This is a genomic window from Bacillus sp. 03113, from assembly GCF_006546985.1.
Classification (GTDB): domain Bacteria; phylum Bacillota; class Bacilli; order Bacillales; family Cytobacillaceae; genus VATK01.
Genome location: NZ_VATK01000005.1, coordinates 75,418 through 92,959 on the forward strand (window position 1 = coordinate 75,418; position 17,542 = coordinate 92,959).

Genomic DNA, 17,542 nt, shown 5'->3' on the forward strand with positions numbered 1-17,542 from the left:
CGCCGTTGCTTTTCTATATGTCTAGCTACAGCGCCTAGCCGCCCGGATCATAAGCCGCAATACTCCAAAAATCAGGATTTTATGCGTATTGCGTCTTATGTCTGTCGCGGCTGATCAAGGCGCTTCCGACGTACAGGATGTACGAGTGCCGATATTGCCACAGGACGTGGCGCTCTTAATCGGCCGCTTTTCTATTTGTCTAGCTACAGTGACTAGCCCTTGTGAAAAATAACCTTTTGTCTCTAAAAGTAAAAAACACTTTTTGAGCCAAACGAACATTTTTCTTCAGGGCTGTTCAAGTCGCTTTCGCTTTTCTATTCTATTTCATAAATTGCAAAAATAAGCGATTTACTTCTCTAGCGGTTTCAGGACTTGTAATCTTAGCAATTTCCTTAAGAAGTTTAGATCTTTCTGAAGAATTAAAAATGTTAATTTGCTTGCCATTTAAGTAGCCTGCAATTTGCTCGGCTTCTTTTTTCGTAATGGAAATTTGAAATTGATCCGCATACTTAAGGATTTCAGAAGCAGTCGCAGTACTAATTTTATGATTGATGATGCTTTCAAATATTTTCATGGTCATCACTCCTTCTTTTAAATCTATGTAGAAGTGGTTGGCTATGTGTTTTTTTTTTTACAGTGTAGACATAAGTTCGTTCCTTTACAATTATAGTGCCTTCTTGTATAATATTTCTGTTAAATCGTAATGATTCTTAAATAAAAAGGTGATGGCATGAAGCAAAATGAGCTGATCATTAAAATAAATAAACTTTCTTATCGATACGAGAAAGAAAATGTGTTAGACAATATTGATCTGACTATTCCAAAGGGAGCTTTTGTCGCCATTGTTGGTCCAAATGGGTCAGGAAAATCTACCCTAATAAAATTGATTTTAGGTCTATTAAAGCTTCAAAAAGGAGCTATTTCCTTATTTGGAGAAAATATTGCAAATTTTAAAGAATGGCAGCGAATAGGATTTGTTTCTCAAAAAGCAAATTCTTTTAATACTGGTTTTCCTGCTTCAGTCTATGAAGTAGTTGCGAGTGGACTTACAAAAAAACTTGGCTTATTTCGTTTCAGAAAAAAAGAGGATCATTTCCTTATTCTTAAAGCAATTGAATCTGTTGGATTAACCCCCTTTTTACAAAGGAACATAGGAGAGCTCTCGGGTGGGCAACAGCAGCGTGTATTTATTGCTAGAGCACTGGTGAGTGATCCTGAACTGCTTATATTAGATGAACCTACAGTAGGGGTAGATGCTGAAAATGTTCAGTCCTTCTACCAGATGCTTGAGGAATTAAATAAGCACCTTGGCATCACCTTGTTGCTTGTTACACATGATATTGGGACCATTTCAGATAAAGTGACGCACGTTGCCTGCTTAAATAAGCATTTGCATTTTCATGGAGAAGCGGAAGAATTTGAAAAAATGAATAGCTTGTCTGATTTTTATGGTCATGATGTTCAGCTTCTTACACATGATCATCATTATGTTGGAGGCAATGGACAATGATTCAAGGATTATTACAATACGAATTTTTACAAAATGCTTTTTTAACAGGAATATTCATAGGGATTATCGCTCCTTTATTGGGCGTGTTTATTGTTGTAAGACGATTATCTCTCATTGCAGATGCGTTAAGTCATGTGACACTAGCGGGAATTGCGGCAAGCCTGCTTCTTGAAAAAAAATTCACAATGTTTACCGGATTAAATCCAATTTACATAGGGATGGGATTTTCTGTTTTAGGGTCTTTTTTCGTTGAAAAGCTTCGAACAGTGTATAAGCACTATCAAGAATTGGCTATTCCGATTATTTTATCAGGTGGCATAGGCTTATCTGTTATTTTTATTTCAATTGCTGATGGATTTAATACTGATTTATTTAGCTATTTATTTGGAAGCGTTAGTGCAGTAAGTCGTTCTGATTTATGGATCATTTTGATTATAAGTTTGCTTGTTGCTGCAATTGTTATTCTTTTATACAAAGAACTTTTCTTACTTTCCTTTGATGAAGAGCATGCAAAAGCTTCCGGATTACCAGCCAAACGCATTCATTTTATTTTTATCTTTATGGTCGCTTTAGTCATAGCAGCTTCAATGAGGATTATTGGCATTTTACTTGTTTCAGCTTTAATGACACTTCCGGTTGCCGCAAGCATTCGAATCGCGAAAGGATTTAAACAGACGATCCTATATGCTATTATCTTTGGTGAAGTTTCTGTCGTAGGCGGACTAATATTCTCGTATTACCTTGATATTGCTCCAGGTGGAACGATCGTCATCCTTGCAATATTAATATTAGTTTTAACCATATTAGTTAAAAAATGGACTGCAGGAAGACCAGTATAAAGAGGTGAAAAACTTGAATGTAGAGGAAGCATTAGACCTATTAAAAGAAAAAGGGTATAAGCATACAGGCAAACGAGAGGATATGCTTGAACTTTTTGCTAAAAGTAATAAATATTTGACAGCGAGAGATGTCATTGATCAATTAAAAGATCAGTATCCAGGCTTAAGCTTTGATACGATTTACCGTAATTTATCATTATTTGCTGAATTAGGTATTTTTGAAATGACTGAATTATCAGGTGAGAAGCATTTTCGATTTACTTGTTCTCATTCACATCATCACCATCACTTTATTTGCTTAAGCTGTGGAAAAACGAAGGAAATTGATGCTTGTCCAATGAATGGACTGGAAACAAATTTAACTGGATATGATGTATCCGATCATAAATTTGAGATATATGGACGTTGCCCAGAATGTCAAAAATAAAAACCGACTTGAAGTCGGTTTTTATTTTGTCAACCATGTATTTACCCATTCTTCTGCTACATTCCAATTATCCACTCTTATTACACCTTTCGGAATTGGGTCTTGATTGTAAGGAGTATTAAATAAGATGACTGGAATATTGCATTCTTCACTAATCATGACGGCGTTGTCGTGTTTGTCTTCGAAAAATAGATCAATTTCATGTTTTTTTGCAGCTGCAATTTTGTCATGGAAACCAATTAATTCAATATGATGAAAATCAATCTCATTTTGAACAAACCATTTTTTCGTTAAGGGTAGTAAATGTGATCCTCTGGCACTAATAAAATAGAGCTCATGCTCTTTTTCCCATTTGTTTAATATTTGTTTTGCACCTATAGCTAGAGGTGATTTTGAATAGATTAGTGGCTCATTTTCATGAAACCATTTGGAAAATTCTTCTCTTGTCACATTAACTAAAGGCATAAAATCGTATTCTTTAATATCTTCAAGCGTTATATTTAAATCAAATGATTGATTTAAATAAGGAACAAAAGTAGATGGACAAGTAACTGTTCCATCAATATCAATTCCAAATCTTTTCATCTTATTTTGGTTTCCTTTCAAAAAAATATCCATTCCTATCTTAACAGAACGATTTATGAAGCTAAAGTATTTTCTTTTGGGTAAGAAAGTATAAGTTTTTGGAAGTCCCCTGGTGTCTAGCTATAGCGCCTAGCCCTTATGAAAAATAACCTAATGTCTCTAAAAGTAAAAAAGACTTTTTGAGCCAATGGAACAATTTCCTTTACAGCTGATCAAGGCGATTGCGCTTTTCTTAATGTCTAGCTATAGCGCCTAGCCCTTGTGAAAAATAACCTAATGTCTCTAAAAGTAAAAAGCACTTTTTGAGCCATTAGAACATTTTTCTTCAGGGCTGATCAAGGCGATTGCGCTTTTCTTAATTACATATCATGAAATAATTAACACGATAAAAAACGGATTTTTGCAAACAATAATAAGGCTCCTAATAAGAAAGCGAGGGATCAAGATGGCAGATCAAGAGCGAAGCGGAGAAGTAAATCTTCGTAAAAGCGAACCAATTGGAGAAAGAAGCCAGTTTGAAACTGCAGATTATTTAGAAGAAACCTCAGCTGAATTTACAGCACCGAATACCTATAACCGAAATTCGGATCGAGAAGTAAGGGATAACGAAAGAGAATCAGGCGGCAGAGGGATAGCTTATACTGCGTTAGCTTTATCCATTATCTCTTTATTCGTTTGGCCAATCTTTTTTGGTGCCATTGGTATCGTATTAGGTTTTATTGCAAGGCGTAGAGGTTCAGGAACATTAGGCGCCTGGGCAATTGGGATTGGAGCAGTCGCGATAATTATTGGTGTCTTTATCCTGCCGTTTTTCTAACAAACCAGACTAAACATCTGGTTGTTTAAGGATAAAGGACTTTACACGTTTTCCTTCTTTTCAAACGTGGAGCATTTGAAGAGATTGGATATAAAAAAGTAAAAAGAGGTGTCCCAATGATTGTATCTCAAGGAGAAGAATTTGAGGTGTCTGTCATTTAGGGGCACCTTTTATTAATAAATACTAATTATATGTTAGCTGTTTCTTTTTCTTCTTTCTGTTTTTTTACAAAATATTCTTCAGCGATTGCATCAATTTCCTTTTTTAATTCCTCAACCATCGTTTCTTCAGGGACTTTACGAACAATTTTTCCTTTACGGAATAGCAATCCTTCACCTCTAGCACCCGCGATTCCTATATCTGCTTCTCTAGCTTCACCAGGGCCATTTACTGCACATCCAAGAACCGCTACTTTGATTGGTGCTTTTATTTTTTGAATATATTCTTCCACTTCATTTGCAATACTAATTAAGTCAATTTCAATTCTTCCGCAAGTTGGACAAGAAATTAATGTAGCTGCATTTGAAGACAATCCAAAGGATTTTAATAGTTCTCTTGCCACCTTCACTTCCTCAACAGGATCAGCACTTAAAGAAATACGAAGAGTATTCCCAATTCCTTTACTTAAGATCGCACCAAGACCAGCTGCACTTTTCACAGTACCGGCAAATAATGTGCCTGATTCTGTAATGCCTAAGTGAAGGGGATAGTCAAAGGCTCTCGATGCCTTATCGTATGCTTCAATAGCTAGATTCACATCTGAGGCCTTCATGGATACGATGATATCGTAAAAATCTAGATCTTCAAGGATTTTAATATGATGAAGCGCGCTTTCAACCATTCCGTCTGCGGTTGGGTAGCCGTATTTTTCAATAATTCGCTTTTCAAGGGAACCTGCATTCACACCAATTCGAATAGGAATGCCGCGCTCTTTTGCTGCCTTCACAACAGCTTCTACTTTTTCACGTTTCCCTATGTTTCCAGGGTTGATTCTTATTTTATCAGCGCCGCCTTCAATAGCCTTTAATGCTAATTTGTAATCGAAATGTATATCAACAACTAATGGAATGCTTATACGCTTTTTAATATCGGCGATCGCATTTGCGGCTCTTTCGTCTGGGCATGCAACCCGTACGATTTGGCATCCAGCTTCTTCAAGGCGCTTAATTTCAGCTACTGTTGCGTCAACGTCATGCGTTTTTGTAGTTGTCATGCTTTGAATAAATAATTCATTATTTCCTCCAATGGTGAGGTTTCCAACTTTTACTGGCCGGGTTTTAGTACGATGTATGATTTCACTCAACGGTGATTCGCTCCTTTGAAAAATGAAATAGAAAGTCCTTTAAGGAAAAGGAACAATTAAGGTAATCAATAAGAAAGATTTTCTCCATCATTGTAACAATGAACCTATGAACTTGACAAGAACACTGCTGTATCTAATTGCCAAAATGAAAAAACTTCTAAAGTTAATTTTCTTTTTTGAAGGCTGCTTTCGTATAGATTGTACTTTTAAACGCGCAGCCTGCATACACTTCGCTTTCCGTGGGCGAGCGTCAAGCCTCCTCGTTGCATACGCTCCTGCGGGGTCTCGCCTTTCTCGCATTCCCACAGGAGTCTACGTATATGCAGGCTGTTCCGAAACGTTTCTCCCAATGTTTTTTATGTCAAAAGCAACAAACTTTGTGAAAACAGCCTTTTTGAACAATAAATTATTTGTATTTAGGGAATTTATAAATTTCACTTGATTTGATCTCTTCTGGATTTGTTCCTTGATTTAGGGATTTAAAATCGTTAATTACACGAGAAATCGAAACAGGGAGGGGTTTTCTTATATTTTCTTCAACAATTGTTAATACCGTTTCTCCAGGTTCCACTTTTTTTTGAAAAAAAGGAATTTGTTCAACTTCCTGAGTAGATACTTCGATCGCCTTATCATTTGCAGCAGGTAATGTTCCAGATTTCAAGTCAAAATAAATGGCATAAAGGACGACTAGTATGATAAAAGAATAGACCAAACGTTTCATGCTATTAACCTCCTGAAAAATTAAAGGGCTTATAACAAGGATATGCTTGTCCGACGTAATAAAGAACAATGAAATAAATCCTGTCAAGCTATGACGTACAGGACGTACTAGTGCCGATGAAGACATAAGTCCTTGGAGTCTTTAATCGGCCGCTTTACTTACTAGGTCTATTTATATAGGATATAAGACTTAATTTAATATTGCTTTTACATCCCCTTTACAAACAATTTACATCTATCCTTCATAATGATGATGGCAGATGAATAAGGAGGATCTTAATTGAGGAAATTAAAGATAAACAAGTTTATAAATATTAATATTTTAGAAAAATTAACATTGCGGGTAAGGCTGTTAATGCTCATCTTAAGCATGCTTCTTTTAACTGTATCAACTGTGGCTTACATTTCTTATGAGAAATCAAAGGATACAACGATTAAGCTTATGGAACAGCGATTGAATAAGGAAGTTAATACGATATATGATAATGCTCAAAACTTAATGCTTATCTATGTTGGTAATGAAGAAAAATTTATTCAAAAAATGAATCAAGTGATTAAAAAGCAGGATGCAGAGCTTGCTAAAGATGGATTGTACAGCCAATATTTTCTTATTACAAAAAACGGAGCAGAGCCCTTTCAAATTAATAAAAATACGACAATCCGTTTTTCTCAACCTATTCTTCAAGAAATGTTAAAAAAGGAGAATGGAATTATTCATAGAGAAATGAATGGAGAACTCTATACGATATCGTTTCATTCTATACAGGAGTTAAAAGGAATCTATACAATTGTTACACCCCAAAACCTTTATTTAAAAAATGTCTATGAAATGGCAAGATACATAATTGTTGCTACAAGCATAAGCATTATATTTGCTTCCTTAATTACGATTTTGTTAGTACGTAGCTTAACCATGCCGTTAACGAACTTAAGAGAAGTAATGAAATTAGCGAGAAAAGGAAATTTGAAGGTTGAAGCCAAAACAAATTCAACCGTACCAGAGGTTACTTCCCTATTGAAAAGCTTCCATTCCATGATTAGTAAAATGAGAGAAATTCTTTATGAAATTTCCTCAACTACGAAGGAATTGGAGTCAACTGGAAAGAATTTAAGAGAGTCTTCCGGTCAAGTAATGTCTGATAATGAACAGCTAGTGGAAGCCATTCATGTTGTAAAACATGGAGCAGGACAAACAGCAGGAAGCTCAGAGGAAATGGTTCATCGTTTTCAACAAATGAAAGAATCACTTACTCAAATTTTTAATCAAATGGATAATATTCACCAAAAAACAGAGGTCATGAATCATTCTACAAACGAAGGAGAAAAAAGCATAAACGAATTATTTTTCATGATGGATGGATTTGAAAATGAATTTCGTCATATAACTTTGACGGTAGAAAAAGTGAAAAATCATTCAATGTCAATTGGGAAAGTAATATCGTTAATCCAACAGTTAGCTGAACAAACAAAACTATTAGCACTTAATGCAGCCATTGAAGCTGCAAGAGCAGGGGAAAGTGGTAAAGGTTTTTCAGTTGTTGCTAGTGAAGTAAGAAAATTAGCTGATCAATCATCCAATGCAACGGATGAAATCAGAATGACAATTAATGAAATGGAAATGATCTCTACTCAAGCATCCTTAGAATTCCAGCAAATCGTGGCAAATTTTCAAGAAAGATTACAAATTGCTTCTAATAGTAAACAAATGTTTAAGCATATGATGAATGAAATATGCTCTTTAAGTCAAAAAATTGATGAAGCTCAAATAGACGTCCATGAATTAACAAAAATAGTTCCAAAAATGGAATCATCCTCAAATCATTTTGTAGCAGTGGCTCAACAAACTCTTGCTAGTTCAGAAGAGATGGAGAAAATTTCAAATGAACAAATGAAAAAAGTAATAAAAAGTCATGAAATTGGTGAAAAGTTGACGATTTTGGCAGATTCACTTGGGGAATTAACGACCAAATATTTCTATCAAAACGAAAAGAAACGAGCCCTATAAGCCCGTTTCTTTTTGTTTTTTTGATGGAATTTCTTTTAGACTTAGGAAAATAAGAATAAAGGCAATACACCAATTAAGTAAAAATCCATTTGATACACTGGTTTTTAAAGCTTCCATTACGGTAAAGAAAATGGTAGGTAGTGTAACAGCGTAAGCAGAAATTCTCCATGAGTGTCCATATTTCAGAGGACGGTTTAACATATTAGCAAAAAATAGTCCGAAAATAGCAAGTACACAAATTTCAATAAATTTCCCTGCGCTAGCGAAAAGGTAAAGTATGAAAGCTACGATCGGAATGATAATCCCTAACATCGATTGAACGTCTCCTAAGAAATCGACTAAATCATCTTTCGTTAAGGATAAATCCTGCAGCATACTATAGGAATAGGATTGTGATTGTCCGTTAGCAAAAAAGATAAATTCGTCCTTCAGTAAGGCAATCCCATTATTTGTATCACTAACCTGATTTTCATCTACTTTCCCAGACCCATCAAAAATGATGGTGAAATCATTTTTATTTATCGTAACAGGGTCGGATTGATCGGATATTAATTCACCATTCTCGATGGAAAAAGAAGGGATGTCTTTTTTGATGCTTTCGTTAACTTGGTTAAGTCCATCAATTAAACCCGTGCTAAAATGATAGATAGTAGGAATAACTGATATGAGAGTAAGAAAAAAAACAAACAAAATGGTTTTTCCGATTCCTTGAAAACGGTATGAAGCGATATCCTTTGGAGAGTATAGACTTTTAAACAGTTGTTTACCTATATTCATTTTGACACACCCTTATAAAGATTCACCATATCATTTTAGCTTGCATAAGCAGGAAGTACAAGCCAAACATAGTTGGATGATGTGGTGCGCAAAAAAATATTTATTAAATGAAGGTGAATTTATGGAGTATATTTATTGGGGAATAGTCATTTTTTGTATGGCAGTAGCGTTTGTTGGCCTAGTGTATCCAGTAATTCCTAGTGTCATATTTTTAGGAGGAAGCTTTATTTTATATGGTCTGCTTTTTTCCTTTGCTCCTTTTAATGTGTTGTTTTGGAGCGTACAGATCATATTCATATTGCTTATTTTTGGATCTGATTATTTATCTAATCTGATTGGCGTAAAAAAATATGGCGGATCTAAAGCAGGGATTTGGGGAAGTACGATTGGTCTTATTATCGGCCCATTTATTGTTCCTATTTGGGGAATCTTGATTGGTCCTTTTCTAGGGGCGATTTTAGCTGAAATGCTCGTACACAAAACCAATATCAGAAAAGCAATAAAAGTTGGAATTGGCTCTGTAATCGGATTTATTAGCAGTGTCATCGTCAAGGGGGTTATTTATATAATTATGATCGCGTATTTCTTTTACCAAGTTTTATGAAAATTTGGTAAAATACAAATATCCTTGTAGAGGAAAAGGTTTTTCACCAGTCCGAGGGAAGGAGAGGCTTGAAAAAAATTAATTAGTTCAAGCCGCAAATTTCATAGGGACAGTTCTGGCAATCGACTTCTTTTTTTAAATAATCCAAGTTTTTAATTGTGAATTTTTGTTGCTCATAACTAATGATATCTTTTTCTCTAAGTTCTTTTAAAATTCTTTGAATGACTTCTCTTGTTCCGAAGGTAAGGTTTGCTAGCTCTTGATGAGTCAGCGGCAAATCAATGAGTATCCCATCCTTTGTTATCATCCCATAGCTGTGGCAAAGACGGATCAGAACAGAATATAGCCCGCCTTTTTTTCCGTTCATGATTAGATCCTGACACTTCATTTGCGATTTTAAGTATCGTGTACTTAACCAAGCGGTAAGAGACTGTAGAAGAAAGGAATCATTTTTTACAAACTCTTCAAATTCAACTCTATTAACTGTAAGAACCTCACAATAAGATAAGGCTTTAGCAAAAAAGTGGTAATGTGGAGAGGGTTTGAATAATTGATATTCAATGATAAGCTCTTCGCCATTTAATATTTTTAAAATAAACTCTTTTCCGTTTACATGCTGTCGTCCGAGTGCAACGCTTCCTTGTAGCAGGATATAGATATGGTTAACTGGATCCTTCTCTTGAAATAGGAGTGCTCCAGGACGAATCGTTTGGATAGCCTCTTTATCAAAAAAAGATTGAATGAGTAAACTGTACAAAGAAATATTCAATTGTTTCATCATAACCACTTCTCCTTATAATAGGTCCTTCACTTGATTTAAAAAAATAAATATAGACATGTCAATACACTTTTGGATGAAAATGGATAATTTTTCAGTGATAAATGGTAATAAACATTGTTAGAATAAGGTTTGTACTATAATTGACAATTTTCCGAAATATACAAGTTTATAAAGAAAATTACTCTGATTGTATATTCATAAAAAAAATGGGGATTGTAAACACTGAAAAACCAATACGTTTTGTTTGAAATAATGCAGTGACTTTGGTAATCTTTATTTGAATACTTTTGAAACATTCTTGTATAGAAAGAATAGTTTCTTGAATGTAAAAAAATACATTATGGATACATAAGGAGGAAAATAAAATGGCTTTTACATTACCGCAATTACCTTATGCTTACGACGCATTAGAACCTACTATTGACAAAGAAACAATGAATATCCATCACACAAAGCACCATAATACGTATGTGACAAATTTAAATGCTGCTCTTGAAGGAAACGAAGAACTTTTATCAAAATCCGTTGAAGAAGTGATTTCTAACTTAGATGCAGTGCCTGAAGCTGTTCGTACAGCTGTAAGAAATAATGGTGGCGGACATGCGAACCATTCTTTATTTTGGACACTTTTATCTCCTGAAGGAGGCGGTGAGCCAACTGGTGAGTTAGCTGAAGCTATTGCAAGCAAATTTGGAAGCTTTGAAAGCTTTAAGGAAGAATTTGCAAAAGCAGGAGCAACTCGTTTCGGTTCTGGATGGGCTTGGCTTGTAGTAAACAATGGTGAATTAGAAGTAACAAGCACACCTAACCAAGACTCTCCTTTAATGGAAGCGAAAACACCTATTTTAGGTCTTGATGTGTGGGAGCATGCTTATTATTTAAACTATCAAAACCGTCGACCAGACTACATTAATGCGTTCTTTAATGTTGTAAATTGGGATGAGGTTGCAAAGCTATACAGCGCTGCAAAATAATAAAGCTATGAAAAGGGATTGAGCCGAATTGGACTCAATCCCTTTTCATATGGGAAATGCAAGGTATTTTAAAAAAATACAAGAATAAGGTCATTCTTTTTGAAGGAAACTACCCGTAGAAACAAAGGGGAGTTTTTTTATGTTAAGAATGAAAAAAATGATTGGGAATGTCGAATTGACTAGAGACTTAAACTTGCTTTTATTAATTGGTGGACTCTATTCTGTTAGTGTGGCTTTATCGAATACATTTGTTAATATCTATTTATGGAAGCAATCTGGAGAGTTTAAAGATCTAGGGATTTATAATTTAGCAGTCGTGGTGGCCCAGCCTTTAACCTTTATTTTAGCAGGAAGATGGGCAAAGAAAATTGATCGAGTAATTGTACTAAGAGTTGGAGTCATCTTTTTGGCCATCTTTTATTTAACAGTTTTATTGATCGGATCCAATGCCTCCAATTACCTCATTCTGCTAGGGGGATTATTAGGAGTAGGCTATGGTTTCTATTGGCTGGCTTTCAACGTTTTAACATTTGAAGTGACTGAACCAGAGACAAGAGATTTTTTTAATGGTTTTTTAGGGATATTGTCATCAATAGGGGGAATGATTGGTCCTATCCTCGCGGGCTATATTATTTCCAGAATGGAGAATTTTTCTGGCTACTCCATTGTTTTTGGCCTGTCATTAGCCTTATTTCTTTTAGCTGTTATTTCAAGCTTTTTTTTAAAACGGAGACCTGCCCGTGGAAAATATTGGTTTACCCGCATCCTTCATGAAAGAAAAGAGAATGAAAATTGGCGGCTGATTACAAATGCTCATTTTTTTCAAGGATTACGAGAAGGAACTTTTGCTTTTATCATATCGGTGTTTGTTTTTATTTCGACTGGAAGTGAAATGGCATTAGGAACCTTTGGATTAATTAATTCTGCTGTTTCTTTTATTGCGTACTATTTAGTCACTAGAATTATTAAGAATAATCAAAGGAAAAAAGCGATCCTATTAGGTGGGATCATTCTCTACTTAGCAATTTTTCTAATTGTCTTTAAAGTTACATATAATGGACTCTTGGTGTATGCGGCTTCTATTGCCATCGCTTATCCCTTGTTGTTGGTGCCCTATTTGTCAATGACTTATGATGTAATCGGCAGAGGCTGGAAAGCAGCAGAAATGAGAATTGAATATATTGTCGTAAGAGAAATTTATTTAAATTTAGGCCGGTTTGTTTCTATCCTATTTTTCTTAGTTGGGGTTGTGTTTGTTGGTGCTGAAAAAAGTATTCCTGTTATTTTATTGATTTTAGGTATGGGACATACGCTCATCTATTTTTTTATCCGTCGGATACAATTCAAATCCGTTTCAGAAATATAACATCATTTTTTTCTATTTGAGAATGTCGAAATTGGCATTCTCTTTTTTTAGAAGGTATGTAACTTTTTAAAGGTAGACTGGCGTCTAGCTCCAACGTACAGGATGTACTAGTGCTGATGTTGCCATAGAACGTGGCGTACACTTAATCGGCTAGCGCCTAGCCGCTCGGATCATAGGCCGTAATACTCCAAAAATCAGGATTTTCTGAGTATTGCGTCTTATGCTGCCTGAGGCTGTTCAAGGCACTGCCGCTTTTATTAATTTTTTCCAAAATTTAAGTAAAATTAATAGATATCATGGTGGATTTATTTTACAATAGGGGTAATTGGTAAGAGGGGAAAGTGTGGGGGTAAAATGTGAATAAAAAGAAAAAAAAGATAAAAAAGAAAAGTCATGTTCCTTTTCGTCTGAACGTCCTTTTTTTTGTCGTTTTTATGTTGTTTTCAGCACTAATATTAAGATTGGGAATTGTGCAAATTGTAAATGGGGATGAGTATAAACAGCAAGTGGATCAAACGGATGACCATACCGTTTCCTATCCAGTACCAAGGGGGAAAATCCATGATCGCACAGGTAAAATCGTAGTGGACAACACTGGAGAAAAGGCAATTATCTTTACAAATTGGGGTTACAAGCCGACAGAAATACTTGCAACAGCAAAAAAACTTTCGAAAATTATTGACATGGATCCATCAAAAATCCAAGAAAGAGATAAAAAAGATTATTGGATCTTGACTCATATGGAAGAAGCAAAGGACTTAGTTTCTAAGCAAGAAGATAGCGCACTTAAAAAGAAATACGAGGATAAGGATGACTATAATAAAGCGTTTTACAAAGCTCAGCTTAGTAAAGTAACAGAAAATGAGATAAATGGACTTTCTAGCAATGATTTAAAAATATTAGCGATTTTTCGTGAAATGACGAGCGGTTATGCCTATACACCTCAAATTATTAAAAATAAAGGCGTGTCCGATAAAGAATTTGCAATTATTAGTGAAAACTTGCACGATTTACCAGGTGTGGACACAACAACCGATTGGCTAAGAGCATATCCTTATGATATGACATTAAGAACGGTATTAGGAAAAGTGACGACCTCAGAGGAAGGCTTACCAGCAGATCAAATTGATCAATATTTAGCTAAGGATTATAGCCGTAATGACCGCGTAGGAAAAAGTTATCTTGAAATGCAATATGAGGATGTTTTAAGCGGTCAAAAAAAGAAGGTCCTATATAAAAAGGATAAATCAGGAGAAATTGTCAAATCCGAAACATTAACAGATGGTCAAAGAGGTAAGGATGTAGTGTTAACGATTGACATGGATCTTCAAAAGCAGGTAGAACAAATCATTGAAAATGTTCTGTGGGATACAAAGAGAGGCAATGCAAATACGAGATTTTTAGATCGAGCTTTTGTTGTGTTAATGGACCCTCATACAGGTGATGTGCTAACCATGGCTGGAAAAATGATCGGTAAAAATGAACAAACAGGTCAGCCCGAAATGCGTGATTTTGCCCTAGGAACGATTACAACATCCTACAATGTTGGTTCAGCTGTCAAAGGAGCAACTGTTTTAACTGGTTATCAAGCTGGAGCTATTAAGCCTGGATTTCCTCAGGTGGATGCACCGATGAAGATTAAGGGGACACCTGTTAAAAAATCATATAAAAATTTTGGAACCATTAATGATTTAAGGGCACTTCAAGTATCATCTAACGTGTATATGTTTAAAACCGCGATTGCAATTGCAGGGGGACATTATGTACCTAATCAGTCTCTCGGTATTAAGGATCTACCCAAAGCTTTCGCAACAATGAGAGATTCTTATGCTCAGTTTGGGCTAGGAGTTCGAACAGGAATTGATCTTCCAAATGAAATGGCTGGCTTTAAAGGACCAAACACATCATTGCCAGGATATTTAATGGACCTTTCAATCGGTCAGTATGATACGTATACGACAATGCAGCTAGCACAATATGCATCAACTATTGCAAACGGTGGCTATCGAATTCAACCCCATATCGTTAAAGAAATTCGCGATCCAGCTCAGGATAAAGAGCAGCTTGGACCATTGATCAAGGAAATTCAACCGAATGTATTAAGTCGATTAAGTATGGAAGATTCATGGATTAAGAGAGTTCAAACGGGTTTTAGAATGGTTATGCAGCCTGGAGGAACTGGTGGAGCAACTTTTGGTTCTGCGAACTATAGTCCTGCAGGAAAAACAGGAACAGCACAATCGTTTTATGATGGTCCTGAAAGAGCGAAATATCCAAAAAATAGTCCTCCCGAAGTTATGAATGTAAGTTTAGTAAGCTATGCTCCGTCAGATAATCCCGAGGTAGCAATGGCTGTTATCGTTCCTTGGGTATATACAGGTCCAAGTGGCCCTTCTCCAAATATGACGATAGGAAGACAAGTAATGGATGCTTACTTCGCTTTAAAGAATAGCCGAGCTGCTCAGTCTGTCGAAACAGTAGTGAATCCATAAAATAATTGGTTTATAAATAAAAAAGTACCTGTCAAACTCCAATGTAAAAGAGTTGACAAGTGCTTTTTTTATATGAACCTTATTTTTCCTATTGTTATTAATAGAAATTTAAAGTTGTTTTGTTTAAAATAGAAAAGATAGTTTTTTTGAAAAGGGTGTGAAGGTTCAAATAAATGAAGAAGAAAAAAAAGACGCATGTTCCTCTGAGATTAAACCTTATTTTTTTAGCGGTGTTTTTCCTATTCTCCGTATTAATATTAAGGCTTGGTGTTGTTCAAATCGTAAACGGAGAAAACTATAAACGAGAAGTGGAACGGACACAGGATGTTACGATTAATAACCCAGTTCCTAGAGGGATTATGTATGATCGAACAGGGAAAATCATTGTCGATAATACTCCTCAAAATGCCATTACTTATACAAATAATAAAGCCAGTCAAGAAGAGATGCTGGACACAGCAGCAAAGTTGGCAAAATTAATCGAAAAAGATACAAGCAAGCTTCAAGAAAGAGATAAAAAGGATTATTGGATTATTAAAAATAAAGATCGGGCAGAAAAAAAGGTTAGCACGAAAGAAAAAGAGAAATTACAAATAAAATATAAAGATAAAAAGTATGATGAAAAAGTCTATAAGCTTACGTTAGATCGTATTACAGAAAATGAACTAAATGAATTGACCCCTGAAGATTTGGAGGTTGCTGCTATATACCGAGAATTTATTAGCGGCTATGCAATGACCACTCAAATTGTTAAAAATAAAGGGGTTACGAATGAGGAATATGCAGTTGTCAGTGAAAACCTTCAAAATTTACCAGGCGTTGATACGACAACTGATTGGGAAAGGTCGTATACCTTTAATCAAACACTTCAATCCGTATTAGGATCTGTATCGAGTGCTGAAAAAGGCATTCCAGCAGAGGAGCTTGATTATTACCTTTCAAGAGATTATAGCCGCAATGATCGTGTTGGTACAAGCTATATCGAAAAGGAATATGAGGACGTTCTTCAAGGACAAAAAGCAAAGGTCAAGAATAAGACAGATCGATCTGGAAAATTAATTGAGACAGAAGTTATTTCAGAAGGAAAAAGAGGCAAGGACCTAGTTTTATCCACGGATATGGAGCTGCAGGTAGAGGTGGAGAAAATCATTGAAGAAGAATTAAAAAAAGCCAAGACGTCTTCGGGTACGGGCTTACTTGATCGTGCGTACGTTGTCTTAATGGATCCGAAAACGGGGGAAGTCATTTCAATGGCTGGAAAACGAATTGTAAAGGATGAAAAAACTGGGGCTGTTCAGTTTCAGGATGATGCCTTAGGGAATATTACAACAACATATAATGTTGGCTCAGTCGTAAAAGGAGCGACCATTTTAACGGGCTTTAAAACAGGAGCTATTACTCCGGGACAGAGCATAAATGACGCACCTATTAAGATAAAAGGCACTCCTGAAAAATCATCATGGAAATATTTAGGTTCTCCTAATGATATTGATGCTTTAAAGTTTTCCTCCAACGTCTACATGTTTCATACAGCTATTAAAATAGGAGAAGGACGTTATCAGTATAATCAACCACTTCCATTAAAACCTGAAGGCTTTCAAACAATAAGACAGTCCTTCGCACAATTTGGTCTTGGAGTTCGCACAGGGATCGACCTACCTAATGAACAAACAGGATTTAAAGGAACGAAGACACTTCCAGGTTTTATGCTAGATCTTGTTATCGGACAGTATGACACTTATTCCACCATGCAATTAGCGCAATATGTATCTACCATTGCCAACGGAGGCTATCGGATGGAGCCGCATATGGTAAAAGAAATCCGAGAGCCGATCAAAGAAAAGAATCAGGTAGGACCTATTGTTCAAGAAATTAAGCCTAAAGTATTAAACAAGCTTGATGTGCAGGAAAGTTGGCTAAAAAGAGTACAAACAGGATTTACAAAGGTTATGCAGGAGCCAGGTGGAACAGCTTATTCAAACTTTGCGGGAAAATCATATGATCCTGCTGGAAAAACGGGGACAGCTGAGGCTTTTTATGATGGACCGAACCGTAAGCAATTTAAGGAGCCGCCACAGGTGATGAATTTAAGCTTAGTTGGCTATGCTCCAGCAAAAAATCCTGAGGTTGCAATGGCAGTCATGGTTCCATGGGCGTATCAGGGGAGCGTTGATCATGGAGCTAATAAAAAGATAGGTGAAAGAGTAATGGACGCCTATTTTAATTTAAAAAATAATCGACTTCAGGGAAATAATTCAGATCCTCTTAGTGTTAAGCCGGAATCTGAATAAATAAACAGTATTAAATCCATGAAGGGTGTCTCAACTAAAAGCTGCTTTAAA

At 35.7% G+C, this 17,542-nt stretch carries 16 protein-coding genes; 10 read left to right on the plus strand and 6 right to left on the minus strand.

Features of this window, described 5'->3' with window-relative positions; translation table 11 throughout:
* Nucleotides 1–319 precede the first annotated feature (319 nt).
* Nucleotides 320–574 (minus strand): DUF2624 domain-containing protein, encoded by a 255-nt coding sequence (locus FDO66_RS05730; RefSeq protein WP_141431543.1) that lies wholly within the window; start codon nucleotides 572–574, stop codon nucleotides 320–322.
* 156 nt (nucleotides 575–730) lie between these two features.
* Here FDO66_RS05730 and FDO66_RS05735 point away from each other — a divergent pair, with 156 nt between their 5' ends.
* The 3 genes from FDO66_RS05735 to zur are packed head-to-tail and all read left to right on the plus strand — an operon-like array spanning nucleotide 731 to nucleotide 2,776.
* The gene (locus FDO66_RS05735) at nucleotides 731–1,510 is read left to right on the plus strand and encodes a metal ABC transporter ATP-binding protein (protein ID WP_141431545.1); all 780 of its coding nucleotides are present in this window, start codon (nucleotides 731–733) and stop codon (nucleotides 1,508–1,510) included.
* Nucleotides 1,507–2,349 (plus strand): metal ABC transporter permease, encoded by an 843-nt coding sequence (locus tag FDO66_RS05740; protein ID WP_141431547.1) that lies wholly within the window; start codon nucleotides 1,507–1,509, stop codon nucleotides 2,347–2,349. The genes FDO66_RS05735 and FDO66_RS05740 overlap by 4 nt, the downstream gene beginning before the upstream one ends.
* A 13-nt stretch (nucleotides 2,350–2,362) precedes the next feature.
* Entirely contained in the window at nucleotides 2,363–2,776 is a 414-nt protein-coding gene (zur, locus tag FDO66_RS05745; protein ID WP_141431549.1) for a zinc uptake transcriptional repressor Zur, read from the plus strand.
* Between the two features lie 21 nt (nucleotides 2,777–2,797).
* On the opposite strand, the gene FDO66_RS05750 is transcribed toward zur, so the two are convergent.
* Complete coding sequence (locus FDO66_RS05750) at nucleotides 2,798–3,394, minus strand: hypothetical protein (RefSeq protein WP_258535608.1); 597 nt, start codon at nucleotides 3,392–3,394, stop codon at nucleotides 2,798–2,800.
* Nucleotides 3,395–3,806: 412 nt separating this feature from the next.
* Between FDO66_RS05750 and FDO66_RS05755 the strand changes: the two genes are divergently transcribed.
* Entirely contained in the window at nucleotides 3,807–4,178 is a 372-nt protein-coding gene (locus FDO66_RS05755) for a DUF4190 domain-containing protein (protein ID WP_141431553.1), read from the plus strand.
* Nucleotides 4,179–4,365: 187 nt separating this feature from the next.
* Here FDO66_RS05755 and ispG read toward each other — a convergent pair whose 3' ends face one another.
* On the minus strand, nucleotides 4,366–5,481 hold the full coding sequence (ispG, locus tag FDO66_RS05760; RefSeq protein WP_141431555.1) for a flavodoxin-dependent (E)-4-hydroxy-3-methylbut-2-enyl-diphosphate synthase: 1,116 nt from the start codon (nucleotides 5,479–5,481) through the stop codon (nucleotides 4,366–4,368).
* A 406-nt stretch (nucleotides 5,482–5,887) separates the two neighbouring features.
* Nucleotides 5,888–6,202 carry a hypothetical protein gene (locus FDO66_RS05765; protein ID WP_141431557.1) on the minus strand — a complete coding sequence of 105 codons (315 nt, stop codon included), beginning with the start codon at nucleotides 6,200–6,202 and terminating at the stop codon, nucleotides 5,888–5,890.
* Between the two features lie 354 nt (nucleotides 6,203–6,556).
* On the opposite strand from FDO66_RS05765, the gene FDO66_RS05770 reads away from it, so the two are divergent.
* Entirely contained in the window at nucleotides 6,557–8,206 is a 1,650-nt protein-coding gene (locus tag FDO66_RS05770) for a methyl-accepting chemotaxis protein (protein ID WP_141431829.1), read from the plus strand.
* On the opposite strand, the gene FDO66_RS05775 is transcribed toward FDO66_RS05770, so the two are convergent.
* A complete protein-coding gene (locus FDO66_RS05775) occupies nucleotides 8,201–8,983 on the minus strand; it encodes a DUF1189 domain-containing protein (protein WP_141431559.1) in 783 nt (260 codons plus the stop codon). The genes FDO66_RS05770 and FDO66_RS05775 overlap by 6 nt on opposite strands.
* A gap of 121 nt (nucleotides 8,984–9,104) precedes the next feature.
* On the opposite strand from FDO66_RS05775, the gene FDO66_RS05780 reads away from it, so the two are divergent.
* Complete coding sequence (locus tag FDO66_RS05780) at nucleotides 9,105–9,587, plus strand: DUF456 domain-containing protein (RefSeq protein WP_141431561.1); 483 nt, start codon at nucleotides 9,105–9,107, stop codon at nucleotides 9,585–9,587.
* Nucleotides 9,588–9,669: 82 nt separating this feature from the next.
* Here the strand turns inward: FDO66_RS05780 and FDO66_RS05785 are convergent, their stop codons facing one another.
* Nucleotides 9,670–10,368 carry a Crp/Fnr family transcriptional regulator gene (locus FDO66_RS05785; protein ID WP_258535610.1) on the minus strand — a complete coding sequence of 233 codons (699 nt, stop codon included), beginning with the start codon at nucleotides 10,366–10,368 and terminating at the stop codon, nucleotides 9,670–9,672.
* A gap of 365 nt (nucleotides 10,369–10,733) precedes the next feature.
* On the opposite strand from FDO66_RS05785, the gene sodA reads away from it, so the two are divergent.
* From sodA to FDO66_RS05805, 4 genes are all read left to right on the plus strand, one after another.
* The gene (gene sodA / locus FDO66_RS05790) at nucleotides 10,734–11,342 is read left to right on the plus strand and encodes a superoxide dismutase SodA (RefSeq protein WP_141431563.1); all 609 of its coding nucleotides are present in this window, start codon (nucleotides 10,734–10,736) and stop codon (nucleotides 11,340–11,342) included.
* A gap of 139 nt (nucleotides 11,343–11,481) precedes the next feature.
* Nucleotides 11,482–12,708 carry an MFS transporter gene (locus FDO66_RS05795; protein ID WP_141431565.1) on the plus strand — a complete coding sequence of 409 codons (1,227 nt, stop codon included), beginning with the start codon at nucleotides 11,482–11,484 and terminating at the stop codon, nucleotides 12,706–12,708.
* A gap of 434 nt (nucleotides 12,709–13,142) precedes the next feature.
* Complete coding sequence (locus FDO66_RS05800) at nucleotides 13,143–15,200, plus strand: peptidoglycan D,D-transpeptidase FtsI family protein (protein WP_181444471.1); 2,058 nt, start codon at nucleotides 13,143–13,145, stop codon at nucleotides 15,198–15,200.
* 173 nt (nucleotides 15,201–15,373) lie between these two features.
* Nucleotides 15,374–17,491: a peptidoglycan D,D-transpeptidase FtsI family protein gene (locus FDO66_RS05805; RefSeq protein ID WP_141431569.1), complete on the plus strand. Its 2,118-nt coding sequence runs from the start codon at nucleotides 15,374–15,376 to the stop codon at nucleotides 17,489–17,491.
* Nucleotides 17,492–17,542: the final 51 nt, after the last annotated feature.